This is a genomic window from Variovorax sp. MHTC-1 (assembly GCF_003984645.1).
In the GTDB taxonomy this organism is placed as follows: domain Bacteria; phylum Pseudomonadota; class Gammaproteobacteria; order Burkholderiales; family Burkholderiaceae_C; genus Variovorax.
Genome location: NZ_RWKI01000012.1, coordinates 1 through 15,020 on the forward strand (window position 1 = coordinate 1; position 15,020 = coordinate 15,020).

The window sequence follows — 15,020 nt, forward strand, 5'->3', positions numbered from 1 at the left end:
AGCCGGGGGAAAAGCTCGAAAGTCAGCTGCCAACTATCATCCAGGCTCTGCTCGGTCGAGCCGAGTTGTCCATGCGCTACTCCGCACAGATCGTCTACGAGCACAGAGTCGAGCGACGCGCCGAGATCGCGGAAGAGCGTGAAGCGGCCGAGCGCGCAAAAGAAACCCAGCGCCTGGAAGAAATCGCCGCACATCGAAAAAGAGTTCGACAGCACATCATCGACTTAGGTGAGCAGCGCAGAGCCTCTCAAGATATTCGCGACATGGTTTCGGCGCTTTCCACTCACCCAGACCTCATTTCCAGACCAAACTCGCAGTTCAACGAATGGGTGCAACTGGCACTGAGCGTTGCCGACGAGCTTGACCCCATGAAGCGGCCCCTTGATATGACTATCAACAGTGCAGGTGACGTCATGCTCGCGCCAAGCGTACAGATCAACTTAGCTCCTCGATCTGACTGACTGCCTGAAAATGCAGCGGCCAGACTAGCACTGCGTATTTCAGGGCATCGTGGACGCCCATTTCAGCCGATCGTGGGCGGTATTTCAGATGAACGTGGACGATTGCGGAGCGTGCGGGTGATCTCGACCGTTGGCATGCTGGCCGATTTTTCGGCCCGCCATGCCCACTCCCAGGATCACGATGCGCCAGATTCGACAGGCCCTTCGCCTGCACCTTGAAGCCGACCTGAGCTACGCCCAAGTCGCCCGCGCCGTCGGCATCGGCAAGGGAGCCGTCGGCAAATTCATGCCGCTGGCGCGTGCTGCCGGCGTGGATTGGAGCGTGTTGCCCAGAGGCTCTCGGATGAAGAACTGGAAGCTCGCCTTTACCGGCCGGCCGTGCCGCGCTCGAGCCGACAGCTCGACCCGGACTACGCCTGGATTCATCAGGAACTCAAGCGCCCGGGCGTCCGCAGGTGGCTTCTTGCCTAGTCTATAGTCTTGCGCTAGACTCAATTTTATGCTTCATCCCGCCCATGCGTTCCGCCTTCATGAGGCAGCTGCATTGAGCGGATTCAGCAAGTACATGCTGGACTACTTGGCCCGAGAAGATGTCTTCCGTCCCGAGGCAGGCGTTGGCGGCCGAGGTGTCGCGCGCAGGTACAGCTTTGCAGACATAGTGGTGCTGCGCGCGCTCCGGCAGATCTGCAAGGATCGCGGACGAATCAGGCACTTGCGGGTCGCTCTGAGCACCTTTCGGGACGAGTTCGGGCCGATCGAGGTGGGCCAACGCATCGACCAGCTGCTGTTTGTCCAGGGGGGCGAGCTTTGCTTGCGGACGGCCGAGCAGGCAGACTGCGAGCTTCGCACCGGCCAGTTGGCCTTTTCGTTCGTCGTAGACTTGGATCGGCTGACCCAAGAGGTCTCCGCGAGTCTGATCGTCGATAGCAAGAACAACGTCGTGCGTCTGGAGCCTAGCAAGGCGAAAGAGGCGGAGGCCATTCGACAGAAGGTGTGGGCCGCCGTGCGACAAAAGAGAGAACAGCGTCGAGGCGCCGCATGAGCACTGCGGATTAGTGTGGCGCTCGGTTTGCCGACTGTCGTATCCTCTGCAGTCCTATGGGCAGGAGCACGGACGTGACTAGGAATTTTGGTGTATTTTTTACGCCGGCACGCGACAGCGGCGCCCGCTGTCGTCCTGACTTGAGGGGTCTGCCATGAGCATCATTTCGCTTCTTCCAGGTGACGACAGTGACATGCTTTGCAAACGCTACGCCTCGGACGTCTCTCGATATTTCTCCGAACCCGGTGGCGCTCGCGTAACCCTGGCCCAGGTACCTCTGGAGAACGTTTTCCGTGTTCTTGAGATGTACCGGTACGACGCCTTCGCAGATGAACATCGCAAGGGGGTGCTCGCCCTTGAAACCGGTGAGCCGGAGTACTTGCATGCTGGGGGCTTCAAGGACTGGTACGTGAACATCCAAGATGCCCTTGAGCGGGCCAAGGCGGAGGTGTTTGGCTCGGTCGACAAGGAGCAGGTAGTCACGACGCTGCAAGATTCATTGCGGCAGCTGGTTGCTGGCAAGCTGGATACTGCCATTGCCAATCAGTGCCAACTTTTTTTCCGCCGCTTCTCGGAACAGCTCCCCGCAAGGTGATGCTCTCACCCAAGGCCTTCCTGCTCCAGGAATGCGCCAACGTACGTGATGTTCTCGACGAGACGCTCAGGTACAAGTACGGCGCAGACGGCAGCAAAGATTTTTACGACGAGTGCCTCATCCGGCTCGAATCCACCGAGGCCGGCATCAAAGGCTGCGAAGAGGGCGATCACAGTCAGCTCACTGCCTTCTCCAAGTTGCTGCAGCGTCTGACATATCTCATCGCGCGAATCGAACGCTCATCTATCGGAGAGTACTCGTGGCCATTCGTCGAAGAGTTGAAGGATCTGGCAGCTGGCATCTGTTCTGAAGCGACACTGGCCGACGATTCCACGCCGCCCCAGATTCATGTCCTGTCGCAGGGCGAGTTTGGCTATTCGATTGATCCAGAGCAAAGCCGCCCTTCGGCAAGTCGGCGCAAAATTCTGACAATCGTGCTCCCGCGGACGCTGAAGCACTTCGTGCTGCTACACGCGATCCTGGGGCACGAGATCGGCCACGCGATCTACGCGAATGCGAAACACCAACGACATCTAAAGCACGTGCGTCGCACCCATCTTGGGAAGACGGGCAATGTTCTCGAGTCCTCGGCCACAACCGCCGCCCGAATGTTCGACAAAGATGCCCCCTTCCTCGTCAAGCAGCACTTGATTAGTCGGAGCATGCGACAAGAGGCCGATCTTTACCGCTTTTCAGACTGGGACGCGTGGGTCGAGGAGGTCCTGTGCGATCTCATCGGGTTGGTGAGCTTCGGTCCAAGTTATGTCGCCGCAGCCTGGCACCTGCTCCTTGCGATGGATCCAACCGGATTGCGCTGGGGCCCAGACCACCCCCCGATCGCGTGGCGTCTCAACATGTTGCTGGACGGCGCTTCGATTCTTGGAATGGACACGGTGTCCAGCGGTGACCCAGGAACAGATGCGGCAGCGAAGAGCTTCTGGGACGCAATTCGAAACAAGAGGTACGCCGACCCTTGGTGCGACATCATTGATCGAGCATCTCTAACGGACGCCTTGAATGAAATTAAGGCGCTCCTCGATGTGCATCCGCCAGCGGCTTACCCATCGAATCCAGATCGGCTCCTACCCGGTCTGCTCAATGACCTGGGGCATCTGGTGCCTCCCGCGGGCTTCGCTGTGGAGCAGGATGATTCATTGACGCTCGAGCAGATCGATTTTCGGCACATCCTCTATGCCGGTTGGATTCATGGGCACTCTACGGACATCGATCAGAAGACACTGAATCGACTGTGTGAACATGCCATCATGCAACAGCGGGCCATCAAGAAGTTCCAGGGCACTACCGCATGACCGCGCTGTCGAGAAGTTCGATTCTGGCGCGCATGAAATCGCGCGAACTCTTCATCTCGCCGATCCTCGGCACTGACCAGCTAGGAATGTCATCTGTCGACTTGCGCATGGGGACCGTCGCCCTCGTGGCTCGCGCAGGTGCCCAGTCGCACGTTGATCCAAACGCCTATGCGAACGCTCCTATGCAAGCCCATGGGGCGATGGAGGGCAAGAAGCAAAAGCACGAGCGCTTCGACATCCCTTTCGGGGAGTCCTTTCTACTCCATCCTGGGTCACTCGCCTTGGTTCCCACGCTTGAATGGGTGCTACTGCCTGGGGATCTGCAAGGTGTGGTGACGGCTCGTTCATCTTGGGCGCGGGAAGGGCTGAACATCGCCACCGCCACCATCGTCAATCCAGGCTACACGGGCATCGTCACGCTTGAACTGGCCAACTTCGGCCAGATCCCGATCAAGCTCTATCCGGGCCTGCGACTTGCGCAGATCGCGTTCTACGATCTTCACCGTGCGGACCCAGCGCGTGACGACGAACACCTGAAGAAACAGGGGCAATTCCAGATGGCCTTTGAGCCTTCAGCCGGAGACATTGCGAAGAAGGACGAAGCGTTCTTGAGCAAAGGGCCCGGACGCACTTGAACGCAGGTTGAATCTCCGCTATTCTGCGGATTAACGTAGATTCAATGCATGACCGAAGGCAAGACACTGGGCAAGGTCATTTCCGAAGCGCGAAAGGCCAAGGGAATGAACCAAAAGGAACTCGCGGCGTCTGTACGCCGCGAAGACGGCGAGTCAATTTCGCCTCAATATCTCAACGACCTTGAGCATGATCGCCGGGTGCCTTCCTCGGAGATCGCGCTGCAACTAGCTAGCGTGCTGGGCCTGCATCCGGATTACCTGCTCTACTTGGCGCGCAAATGGCCTGACGACCTGACTGACAGAGGGCTGCAACCGGAGCAATTCGAGAAGGCCATGATGGCCTTCCGAAAACAGCTGTCCCGTTAGGAGCCAGCCGTGCGGATGATTCTAGATGTCACCAGAAGGCTTCCCGAGCGACCGCACTACACGCAGGAAGAGTTGGACGAAATCTCCGAGTACGCGGTGACAAGCTATCTCACCGAAAAGCACGGAAATGCGCTGTTCCCAATCTGCACAGATGATCTAGCGTCGTTGATCGAGGTGCACGCGGAGGACCTCGACCTCTACGCCGATCTTTCACAACTAGGGTCCGACGTAGAGGGCGTGACTCTTTTCAATCCGGACGGCAAGCCCAGCATCCGCATCGCTGCCAGGTTATCGGAGGCCAAGCGAGAAAATAGATTGCGCACGACGCTTGCGCACGAGCTTGGACACGCGCTGCTGCACAACATCCTGTTTGAGCGCTGTACGGGGCCTGGTCTCTTCGACGATGAAGAAGTTCAGACGGACCGCGTTCAGGCTTGCAGGGAAGGAAACATGCTCAATGCTGGTCAATCCGACTGGATGGAGTGGCAAGCGGGCTACGTGTCGGGCGCAATCCTAATGCCGGCCACGCAAGTGCGTCTGGTCATCGCTCATCGATTTCCCAACTACATCCGTGGCGGCCTTGCCGCCTGTGGCGATCTCTTTGAAGCCATGGTGGGAGAAGTGCAGTCCGCCTTCCAAGTCTCCTCTGAAGCCGCCCGCATCCGTCTGCTGAAGCTGCAAGTAGTTCGCGATGCCGGGCTGACCTCCACCCTGTTCTAAACGGCCCACACCCCGGGGGGCTTGCGCTTGCAAGAAATTTATCCAATAATCCGCTTATCAGCGTATCGGCTGTTAGGCGGTTCCGCTAAATCACGGATCTGCCGCTCAAGGTGGAGGGTCAACAGCCCTTCGAACAAGGTGCAACCCATCGATCAAGGAGATCGCATGAAAACGCAACACGGCAGTCAAGATGGTGATGAACAGCGCATCGTGATCCTGGACGAAGCGCTCCAGGAACGCACCGTCGACATGAACGACCCGAAGGTAAACGCCACGCAACTGGCGGCAGCCGCAGGCTACCGGTCTGCCGACGAGGTAATCGTGCTCCAGCGCCTCAAGAGCGGGAACCTTGAAGAGATCAGGCCCGACGAGGTCGTCGACCTGCGCGAAGCGGGTGTCGAACGGTTCTACGTGATCGAGAGCGACGCGACCTACCGGTTCATCCTGGATGGCATGAAGATCGAGTGGCCGAAGGCCAAGGTCAATGCAGCACTGCTGCGCCACCTCACCGGCGTGGACGAGGACTTCGACGTCATCCTGGAGCTGGAAGAGAGCCCTGATCGCGTTCTGGACGATGACGATGTCGTCGATCTCTCAGGCAAGGGCACTGAGCGTTTCCGTACCAAGCGTGCGCCAAAAACTGTCACGGTCTACTACGGCGAAGTGCCCTACGAGATGCCGCGCGGCGTCTATACGACCGAACAGCTCAAGACGAAGTTCCAAGTCGAACAGGGCTATGTGCTGGCGGTATTCGAGGGCGATCGCCTGGTTCCCCTGAAGCCCGACCAGCGCGTGCGCCTGAAGAACGACATGCGCTTCACCTCCCACGCCCCCTGCGGCCAGTCGTCGTGAGCGCTCACAAGTTCGAGGCGCTCAAGCAGTACTACCCCGCGGCACAGGCGGTCCACGAGGGGGGGGTGCTGTGCGCCTTCCTCCCCGCGCTGAGGATCGACACGCCGGCGGGGATCGTACAACTCGACGCCCTGCTCTACCCTGCGCACCACGCGGGTTACGAATCCCGCCTGTTCCTGGAACGGCAGATCAGCGCCCTCAACGCCAAGAACTGGAACGCCTTCCAGTTGATCGGGCGCAACTGGCAGGCCTGCTCCTGGCAGGGAGTGTCGGCCGCACTGCCCTGGCATCAGATGCTTGCCAACCACTTGAGGGCCTTCGCATGAACATCAGGGTCAAAATCCTGTCGTCCCTGCTGCGGGATATCCGCGCCGATCTGCATCGACACCACCCATTCGCCTATGAGCGTGTCGGCTTCATCAACGCCGGTGCGACTTGGATGGGTGACGATCTCATGCTGGTCGCCCGTAACTACCAGCCAGTAGCAGACGACGACTATGAGCGCAGCATGGCGGTGGGCGCACAAATCGGCCCCGACGCCATTCGCAAGGCACTCGAGGCAGCCTACAAGCACAAGTCCTGCATCCTGCACGTCCACACGCACGGCGGATGGAGCCGTCCCGAGTTCTCGGCCACCGACCTGAAAAGCGCTGCCAGCTTCGTGCCGGGTTTCTTCAACGCTTTGCCTGGAATGCCGCACGGGATCATCGTCCTCAGCAACGACAGCGCCCGCGGACTGATGTGGACCGCGCCAAAGATCCGCCCCACTTACGTTGCTGGATTCGTGGAAATCGGCGCGCAATTTCAACGGATTGGAGAAGCAGCATGAGCAAGAGCGCCCGCCAGAGCTTCCTCGGCGCAGACAGCACGCGCGTATTGGCTGAGGCCCGTGTGGGTATCGTGGGCCTGGGCGGCGGCGGCTCACACGTCGCCCAGCAGCTCGCCCATGTCGGCATCGGCAACTACGTCCTGGTTGACCCCGATGTCATCGAGGAGTCGAACCTCAACCGCCTGGTCGGCGCGACGACCGCCGACGTGGAGCAACGCGCGAGAAAAGTCGATATCGCCAGTCGCGTCATTCGCGGGGTGCTCCCGGAATCCAACATCATCGCAGCGTTCGCGAACTGGCAAGACGCGGCCGGCCATTTGAAGTCGTGCGACCTCATCGTGGGCGGACTCGACTCGGTCCGGGCGAAGGACGAGCTAGATCGCTACTGCCGAAGGTACCTCATCCCCTACGTAGACATGGGTATGGACGTGCACAAGGTCGGAGACCACTTCCTGATCGCGGGACAAGTCGTTCTGGTAACGCCTGGCGCACCGTGCCTGCGTTGCCTAAGCGTTGTCACCGATGACGCGCTGGAGCAGGAAGCACGCAAGTACGGTGCCGCAGGAAGCAAGCCTCAAGTCGTATGGCCCAATGGCGTGCTCGCCGCTGCCGCGGTTGGCCTCGTGATCCAACAGATCTGCCCCTGGCACGCCACCGCCCCTGCCGGCGCATACCTCGAATACGACGGCAATAAGCACACGATCGTCCCGCATCAAGGCCATACGGTGTTGTTGCAACGTCGCTGCTCGCACTTCTTTGCCGAAGAGGCGGGAGACGCCATATTCGACATCAGACGACCGCCCTCCAGGCATGCCGAGATGGAGCGACGCCCCGCCCCTTGGCAAAGGCTGTTGCTCGCCCTGCGAAAGGGGCTCCGATCGATACTCGCGGGGTCATTGGCGCATTGAGCCAGGAAAGTCCTCGCGTTCGGCCCACCTGCATCGACGTGTACGCGGAAGTTCGCCAAGACTTCGGCAATCTCGTCGTTGCCCAAGCGGGCGATAGCGGAAAAGATCCGCGTTCCACGAACTGTGGCGCGCAGATGGGAAATTGTCATGAATCTTGACCTTATCTCAGTAGTGGACCGCACCGTAGTTGGCGCCTAACTTGTTGCTCCACAACAAAACCACCGATCAGTAAATGTGGCGCACCACACAGGGCAAGCTGAGCGGCCCGCTGCTCGACCGCATCGATCTGCACATCGAGGTGCCTGCAGTCTCGGCTGTGCAGCTGCTCGAAGCGCCGGCCGGCGAAGCCACCGGCAGCATCCGCGGGCGCGTGGTCGAGGCGCGTGGACGCGCGATGGAGCGCCAAGGCAAACCGAACCAGGCTTTGCAGGGTGCCGAGATCGACCGGCATGCCGCGCTCGATGCGGCGGCGCTCAAGTTCATGCACAGCGCGGCGGCGCGGCTGGGCTGGTCGGCGCGCAGCACGCACCGTGCGCTGAAGGTCGCCCGCACGATCGCCGACCTGGCCGGCGCCGGCGACGTGCAGGTCCCGCATGTGGCGGAGGCGGTGCAGTACCGCCGGGCCTTGCGCGCGGACACCTAGAGCAGCCCGCGGCCTGCCAAGTTGCGCATCAGCGCACCGATCCCGAAAGACCAGCGCGCGGCCTGGTCCGAATGCACGACGCGGTTCTCCAGCGCGCCGAGCTCGGGCGCCGAGATGGTCACGCGGTCGCCGACCACATGGGTGAAGCCCTGGCCCGGGCCTTGGCGGTCCTGCGTCGGCGCGAACATGGTGCCCAGGAAGAGCATCAGGCCGTCCGGGTAGGCATGGTGCGGGCTGATCGCCTGCGACACGATGTCCAGCGGGTCGCGGCTGATCAGCGCCAGCGAGCTCTCGCCTTCGAGCACGAAACCTTCAGGGCCGGCGACGCGCAGCGCCACCGTGATGCGGCGCACGTCGTCGATGCCGAAGTGGGCGTCGAAGAGGCGGATGAAGGGGCCGATCGCGCACGAGGCGTTGTTGTCCTTGGCCTTGCCGAGCAAGAGCGCGCTGCGGCCTTCGAAGTCGCGCAGGTTGACGTCGTTCCCCAAGGCGGCGCCCAGCGTCTGGCCACGGCTGTTGACCGCGAGCACGACCTCCGGCTCGGGGTTGTTCCAGACCGAGCCCGAGTGGATGCCGACGTCGGCGCCGGTGCCCACCGAGGCCAGTACCGGCGCCTTGGTGAAGATCTCGGCATCGGGGCCGATGCCGACCTCGAGGTACTGCGACCAGGCGCCCTGCGCGATCAGCAGCTCCTTGACCTGCGCCGCCTGCGGCGAGCCGGGCACGATGCCCGCGAGGTTGTCGCCGAGCACGCCGCCGAGCGCCGTGCGGATGGCATCGGCCTTCGATGCGTCGCCGCGGGACTGCTCCTCGATCACGCGCTCCAGCAGGCTGGCGACGAAGGTCACGCCGCTGGCCTTGACGGCCTGCAAGTCGCAGGGCGCCAGCAGCCAGGGTAGTTCGGGATCGCGCCTGGCCTCGTCGCTGTTGGCCAGCGCCGCATCGAGCGCAGCGATGCGCGGTGCGTTGTTGTCGCGCAGGGCCTGCTGCACGGCGCCTGCGGCATCGTCGAGTTCGAGCAGCTGGCTGATGGTGGGCGCGAGGCGGGTGAGGTCGTGCAAGCCGCCCTCTTTCACGGCCACCGGCGTCGGCCCTAGGCCCGGCTGCCAGAGGCGTCCGATCAGGGTGGCGCGCCCGGCATCGCGAGGCAGGCTGGGGGCGGGCGAGAGGGTCGGGGGCATGCGAGGTCTCCAGATTGATCGGGCCGATGAGCCGGCCTCTGCATGGGCGATCGTACGGGACTGTCAGCGCGCCGTGTGGGCCTGTCCTGCGGCACGCACGCGCGCGACGCTCCGCGGCAGGTCTTTCCAGGCAGTCGCCTGCGGTGCGAAGCGCGCGCGCATGTAGCCGGCCAGCTCGGCGATCTGCGCATCGTCGAGCGCATCGCGGAAAGCCGGCATGAAGCCGATCTCGCGCGAAGCCGGTTCGCGCACGCCGTCGAGGATGGTGCGCAGCAGGTTGTCCGGCTTGTCGCTCGTGAGGTTGCTGTTGAGCGCGAGCGGCGTGTTCACGCCCAGCAGGGTCGGCCCGTTGCCGTCGTGGTGGCAGGCGGCGCAGGCGCCGTCGAACATGCGCTGGGCGGGGCCCAGCAGTTGGCCCTGGCCGGCGGCGGCGGTGGCGACCGCGCGCTGCGCCTGTGCGCTCGCTTCGACATCGCTCGCGGCCGGGTTGAAGGAGGCGAGATAGGTCGCCATCGCGCGGATGTCCTCGTCGGGCACCGAACCCAACTCGCGCACCACCTCGGCCATCGGGCCGCCGGCGATGCCGTGGCGTGGGCTGTGGCCGTTGCGCAAGTAACGGTAGAGCGCATCGGCATTCCAGGGCACGGCTGCCTTCGAGAGGCTCGTCAATGCCGGCGCCTCCCATCCCTCGACCATCGCGCCGGAAAGAAAGGCGCTGCCGCCCTGCTCCGCGCCCAACGCATTGCGCGGCGTGTGGCAGGCGCCGCAGTGGCCCAGGCCATTGACGAGGTAGGCGCCGCGGTTCCATTCGGCGCTTCGGTTCGCCACCGGCTGCATCGGCGCCGGATCGTGGAAGAGCGCATTCCAGCCGGCCATCAGCGGCCGCAGGCCGAAGGGAAACTTGAGCTCGGCTTCGGGCGTGGGCGCGCGCACCGCGGGCAGCGACATGAAGTAAGAGTAGAGCGCCTGCAGGTCGTCGTCGCTGGTCTTGGCGAAGGCGGTGTAGGGAAAGGCCGGATAGAGGTGATGCCCGTCGCGCGAGATGCCCTCGCGCATCGCGCGCTGGAAGGCGCTGAAGGACCAGCGGCCCAGGCCGGTGTCGGCATCGGGCGTGAGGTTGGTGGTGTAGATGGTGCCGAAGGGCGTGTCCATCGCACGGCCGCCGGCATGGGGCGTGCCGCCCGGCGCGGTGTGGCAGACGGCGCAGTCGCCGATGGCGGCGAGCGTGCGGCCGCGTTCGATGGTGGATGGGCTGTAGGCGGGGGCGCTGAAGGTGACGGGGGCGATGGTCGAGCGCCAGCCGAACAGGCCGGCGATGACGCCGATGCCGCCGATGACGAGGGCTGCTGCCGTGGCCCACACGGACTTGCTCCTTCCCCTTCCGGGGGAAGGTTGGGATGGGGGTATGACGGCGCCAGCATTGACCGACCGCGTGCCCCCATCCCAGCCCTCCCCCGGCGGGGGAGGGAGAGGATTCAGCGCAGCCCGTACCACCTCCGGCGTGAACGGCGGCGCCCTGAAGCGCACCCCCGTCGCATCGAAGATCGCATTCGCGATCGCCGCCGTGCCGGGCACCGAGGACGATTCACCCGCTCCCAGCGGCGGCTCGCCGGGCCGCTGCATGTGCATGACCTCGATCACCGGCACGTCGCGGAAATTGACGATCGGATAGCTGCCCCATTCGCGGCTCGCCACCACGCCGGGGTTGGGCGCCGCCTGCGGCGCGAACTGCACGCGCTCTTTCAACGCGCGGCTGGTGGTCTGGATCACGTTGCCGTGGATCTGGTGCTCGACACCGGCCGGATTGACCATCAGACCGGCGTCGTGCCCGACCACCACCCGGCGCACATGCACCTCCCCGGTCTTGCGGTTGACCTCGACATCGGCCACCCAGGCCGACCAGGCTGCGCCGAAGCCGGGCCACTTGCTGTGCACGTAGCGCGCGTACGCAAAGCCCTGGCCGAACAGCACGTCGCCACCGGGGCCGAGGCCCCCGTCTGCGTTCTCCTGTGGACCGGTGCGCATGCGCCAGCCGGCCTTCTGCGCGGTTTCGCGCACCAAGTCCACCGCGCGCGGATCCTGCAGATGCCGCAGGCGGAATGCGACCGGATCGACGCCGGCGGCGGTGGCCAGCTCGTCGACATAGGACTCGTGCGCGAAGGCGTTCGGCAGCGCCGACACGCCGCGCAGCCACGACGCGCGCACGATCGGCGCCATGTCGTTGACCTTGACGCGCAGGTTGCCGTAGGCATAGGGCGGCCGCGCGGTGCGGTCGCCCATCTCGAAGGCCTGCGCCGCCGGCTCGACGGTGCGCGTGAGCAGGAGCGCCAGCGTGGGCGCGCCGTTCGACGGGTAGGAGGTCTCGAAGTCGTAGGCCGCGACGCCGCATTCGGCATCGAGCCCGCCCTGCACCTGCATCAGCTGCGCCGCGCCCTTGGGCTCCCACGCATGCTCCTGCTCGCGCGTGAGCTGCACGCGCACCGGCGCGCCGGCCGCGCGCGCGAGCAATGCCGCATCGGCCGCGACGTCGTCGGCACTGTTGCGGCCATAGCAGCCCGCGGCCTCCATGCGCACGACGTCGACCGCGACGTCCTGCAAGCCCATGAGCTTGGCGAGATCGGCGCGCAGCACATGCGGATTCTGCGAGCCGGCCCATACGCGCAGCTGCACATCGCCGCCCTCGCCTTCGGGCTGCCAATGCGCGAGCGCGCACGAAGGCCCGATCGACGCATGCATCTGATAGGGCCAGACATAGGTGCGCGGCATCGGCTCGGCCGCGTCGGCGAGCGCGCCGTCGACATCGCCTTCGTCGACCAGGAGGCGCTGCGTGGCGGGATTGGCGCGGATCGCGCCTTCGAGGTCATCGAGCGAGGGCAGGCCCGGCCATTGCTTCCACGCCACGCGCAACTCGCGCAGCGCCTGCTCTGCATGTTCCTCGCGCTCGGCGACGATGCCGACGAAGTCGCGGATCACCACCACCGCGCGAATGCCGGGAATGTGGGCGATCGAGGATTCGTCCACCGATTCGAGCGTGTTGCCGATGTAGTCGCCATGGTCCGCGCCCGCATAGGGCGGGCGCACGACGCGGCCGTGCAGCATGCCGCTCGCGCGCATGTCGTGCACGAAGACCAGCTCGCCCGCGAGCTTGGCCGGGATGTCGACGCGCGGCACCGGGCTGCCGACGATGCGGTAGTCCTTCGGGTCCTTGAGACGGGCGCCGCCGTCGAGCTGGAGCACGGTGCGCGCGCCCGCCACCAGCTCGCCGAAGCCGACGCCGAAGGCCGAACCGTCGCCGGCATGGATGCGCCCCTCGCGCACCGCCAGCAGCGAAGGCTGCACGCCGAAGCGCTCGGAGGCCTGCGCGACGAGCCAGGCGCGCGCCTGCGCGGCCGCGAGCCGCAGCGGCTGCGCATGGATCTGCAGCGAGGCGCTGGCGATGGTCGCGCCCTGGTTCGGCGCGCGCGCGGTATCGCCGAGCACCATGCGGATCTGCGCTAGCGGCAGGTCGAGCTCCTCGGCGACGATCTGCGACAGCGCGGTCTGGATGCCGGTGCCGAGGTCGACGTGGCCGTGGAGTGCGGTCGCGCTGCCGTCGTCCCACAGCGCAAGCAGGATCTCGGGGCCCTCTGCGGGATTGCCGAACACCGCGGGCGGCTGGCCGTTGACCGCCGGCGGCGCGGGCGGCGTCTCGCGCACGACGACGAGCACGCCTTCGGCATGCAGGAAGTCGCTGCGAGTGCGCGGCAGGTCGGCGCGCCGGTTCACGAATCAGCGTCCTTCGATGCCATCAGCTCTGCAGCGCGCTGCACCGCGGCCATGATCTCGACATGCGTGCCGCAACGGCACAGGTTGCCCGAGAGCTCGTTGCGGATCTGCGCCTCGCTGGGATGCGGCTCGCGCGCCAGCAGCGCCGCCGCCTGCATCACCATGCCGTTCAGGCAGTAGCCGCATTGCGCCGCCTGGGCCTCCTCGAAGCCCTGCTGCACCGGATGCCAACGCCCGCGCCGCGCCGCCGGACCGCCCCAAGGCGCGGCAGCCCCCTCGGGGGGTGGCGAGGACACGATAGTGCCGAGCCTGGGGGCGACATCTGCCAGCCCTTCAAGGGTCGTGATCTCCCGGCCGGCCACGCCATGCGCCGGAATCACACAGGCCCGTGCCGCCACGCCGTCCACCCACACGGTGCAGGCGCCGCACTGGCCCAGCCCGCAGCCGTACTTGGGTCCGTTCAGGCCGAGGTCGTTGCGCAGCACGTGCAGGAGCGATGCCTCGCGCGGCACCGCGAGCACCTGCGCGCACCCGTTGACCTGCAGGGCGAAGGTCTCAGCGCTGAAGGCGTCCGTCACGTGTGTACATCTCCAGATCGACGAAGGTCGAGCCGTTGTGGTTCTTCGGCCCGTAGGCCACCGGGAACTCGCCGATGCGCGTCTCGCCCAGGCTCTCGAGCGCGGCGACGAAGCTCTCGCGCGTGAGGTGGCGGCCGGCGCGCTTGATCCCTTCGACGAACACGCGCGCGGCGATGTAGCCCTCGAGCGCGGTGTAGCTGTCGATCTTCTCGCCGAACTCGGCGCGGTCACGCCGGTAGTCGGCCACGATCGGCACCCGCACCGCCTGCGGCGGCGGCACGATGCTGGCGGTGACCAGGCCTTCGAGCTTGCCGCCCAGGCGCTGCGCCGAACCGGCCGCATCGGTGATGCCGACCGACAGCGTGTAGAGCGGCGCCGCCGCCCCGCCGCCGCGGTAGTCGCGGATGAAGACCTCGCTCATGCGCCCGGCCATGATCATCACCACCGCGCCGGGCTTGGCCTTCATCAGGCTCTCACCGATTTCCTTGGCGTCGGTCGCGGCAATCGCCATCGGCAGCGCCTGCACCACCTTGACCTTGTATTCGGCCGCGAGCTGCTCGCAGGTCGCGAGGTTCGACTTGCCGAAGGCGCTGTCCTGGTACACGACGGCGATGTTGTGGATGCCGATGGTCGACAAGTGGCTGATGATCTTGCGCAGCTCCAGGTCGTAGCCCGCGCGCACGTGGAAGAGATTGCGTTTGAGCCTGGTGCGGAAGGAGGTGGTGCCCACCAGCGGCGCGAACATCGGCACGCCGGCCTTGTCGGCCAGCGGCATGGCCGCCGCCAGGTTGCCGGTGGCGACGAAGCCCATCAGCGCGAACACCTTGTCCTCGTCGATCAGCTTGGCCGTGTTGATCGCGGTGCGCTGGGGCTCGTAGGCATCGTCGTAGGACAGCAGTTCGATCTTGCGGCCGTTGACGCCGCCGCCCTTGTTCACGCGGTCGAAGTAGAGCTTGATGCCGGCGCGGTAGTCGTTGCCGAAATCCTGCGCCACGCCGCTGAAGACGGCCGATTGGCCGATGCGGATGCTGGTGTCGGTGACGCCGGTTTCGGCGGCGTGCGTGAGCGTCGAGAAGACAGCGAGCGCGGCGGCACAGCGCGCCGCCGCGGCGCGTCGGGAGATGGGGGCCATCGC

General features: G+C 64.9%; 15 protein-coding genes and 1 pseudogene. 12 read left to right on the top strand and 4 right to left on the bottom strand.

All coding sequences use genetic code 11. The features are described from left to right. The 12 genes and pseudogenes from EJI01_RS19130 to EJI01_RS19190 form a co-directional block, all read left to right on the top strand. The coding region (locus EJI01_RS19130; RefSeq protein ID WP_221885690.1) for a hypothetical protein at nucleotides 1–461 on the top strand (461 nt) is incomplete at its 5' end. A gap of 499 nt (nucleotides 462–960) precedes the next feature. Next, nucleotides 961–1,503, top strand: coding sequence for a MerR family transcriptional regulator (locus EJI01_RS19140; protein ID WP_126838717.1), 543 nt, complete (start codon nucleotides 961–963; stop codon nucleotides 1,501–1,503). A gap of 154 nt (nucleotides 1,504–1,657) precedes the next feature. After that, nucleotides 1,658–2,098, top strand: a complete 441-nt coding sequence (locus EJI01_RS19145; RefSeq protein ID WP_126838718.1) for a hypothetical protein — start codon at nucleotides 1,658–1,660, stop codon at nucleotides 2,096–2,098. Further along, nucleotides 2,095–3,408 (top strand): hypothetical protein, encoded by a 1,314-nt coding sequence (locus EJI01_RS19150; RefSeq protein WP_221885691.1) that lies wholly within the window; start codon nucleotides 2,095–2,097, stop codon nucleotides 3,406–3,408. The genes EJI01_RS19145 and EJI01_RS19150 overlap by 4 nt, the downstream gene beginning before the upstream one ends. Next, a complete protein-coding gene (dcd, locus tag EJI01_RS19155; protein ID WP_126838720.1) occupies nucleotides 3,405–4,043 on the top strand; it encodes a dCTP deaminase in 639 nt (212 codons plus the stop codon). The genes EJI01_RS19150 and dcd overlap by 4 nt, the downstream gene beginning before the upstream one ends. A 48-nt stretch (nucleotides 4,044–4,091) precedes the next feature. Then, nucleotides 4,092–4,409, top strand: a complete 318-nt coding sequence (locus EJI01_RS19160) for a helix-turn-helix domain-containing protein (protein ID WP_126838721.1) — start codon at nucleotides 4,092–4,094, stop codon at nucleotides 4,407–4,409. A 15-nt stretch (nucleotides 4,410–4,424) separates the two neighbouring features. Beyond that, complete coding sequence (locus EJI01_RS19165; RefSeq protein WP_126838722.1) at nucleotides 4,425–5,129, top strand: ImmA/IrrE family metallo-endopeptidase; 705 nt, start codon at nucleotides 4,425–4,427, stop codon at nucleotides 5,127–5,129. 165 nt (nucleotides 5,130–5,294) lie between these two features. Then, complete coding sequence (locus tag EJI01_RS19170; RefSeq protein WP_126838723.1) at nucleotides 5,295–5,981, top strand: multiubiquitin domain-containing protein; 687 nt, start codon at nucleotides 5,295–5,297, stop codon at nucleotides 5,979–5,981. Next, a complete protein-coding gene (locus EJI01_RS19175) occupies nucleotides 5,978–6,307 on the top strand; it encodes a hypothetical protein (protein WP_126838724.1) in 330 nt (109 codons plus the stop codon). Before EJI01_RS19170 ends, EJI01_RS19175 begins: the two co-directional genes overlap by 4 nt. Further along, nucleotides 6,304–6,810: a hypothetical protein gene (locus tag EJI01_RS19180; protein ID WP_126838725.1), complete on the top strand. Its 507-nt coding sequence runs from the start codon at nucleotides 6,304–6,306 to the stop codon at nucleotides 6,808–6,810. Before EJI01_RS19175 ends, EJI01_RS19180 begins: the two co-directional genes overlap by 4 nt. After that, nucleotides 6,807–7,718: a HesA/MoeB/ThiF family protein gene (locus tag EJI01_RS19185; RefSeq protein ID WP_126838726.1), complete on the top strand. Its 912-nt coding sequence runs from the start codon at nucleotides 6,807–6,809 to the stop codon at nucleotides 7,716–7,718. The genes EJI01_RS19180 and EJI01_RS19185 overlap by 4 nt, the downstream gene beginning before the upstream one ends. A 247-nt stretch (nucleotides 7,719–7,965) precedes the next feature. Beyond that, nucleotides 7,966–8,361: pseudogene (locus EJI01_RS19190) on the top strand (hypothetical protein); the annotation flags it as partial. On the opposite strand, the gene EJI01_RS19195 reads toward EJI01_RS19190, so the two are convergent. The 4 genes from EJI01_RS19195 to EJI01_RS19210 form a co-directional block, all read right to left on the bottom strand. Then, complete coding sequence (locus tag EJI01_RS19195; RefSeq protein WP_126838728.1) at nucleotides 8,358–9,542, bottom strand: fumarylacetoacetate hydrolase family protein; 1,185 nt, start codon at nucleotides 9,540–9,542, stop codon at nucleotides 8,358–8,360. The pseudogene EJI01_RS19190 and the gene EJI01_RS19195 sit on opposite strands and share 4 nt — an antisense overlap. Before the next feature lie 63 nt (nucleotides 9,543–9,605). Then, a complete protein-coding gene (locus EJI01_RS19200; protein WP_126838729.1) occupies nucleotides 9,606–13,307 on the bottom strand; it encodes a molybdopterin cofactor-binding domain-containing protein in 3,702 nt (1,233 codons plus the stop codon). Continuing rightward, entirely contained in the window at nucleotides 13,304–13,885 is a 582-nt protein-coding gene (locus EJI01_RS19205; RefSeq protein ID WP_126838730.1) for a (2Fe-2S)-binding protein, read from the bottom strand. The genes EJI01_RS19200 and EJI01_RS19205 overlap by 4 nt, the downstream gene beginning before the upstream one ends. Continuing rightward, nucleotides 13,863–15,017: an ABC transporter substrate-binding protein gene (locus tag EJI01_RS19210; RefSeq protein WP_126838731.1), complete on the bottom strand. Its 1,155-nt coding sequence runs from the start codon at nucleotides 15,015–15,017 to the stop codon at nucleotides 13,863–13,865. Before EJI01_RS19210 ends, EJI01_RS19205 begins: the two co-directional genes overlap by 23 nt. Nucleotides 15,018–15,020: the final 3 nt, after the last annotated feature.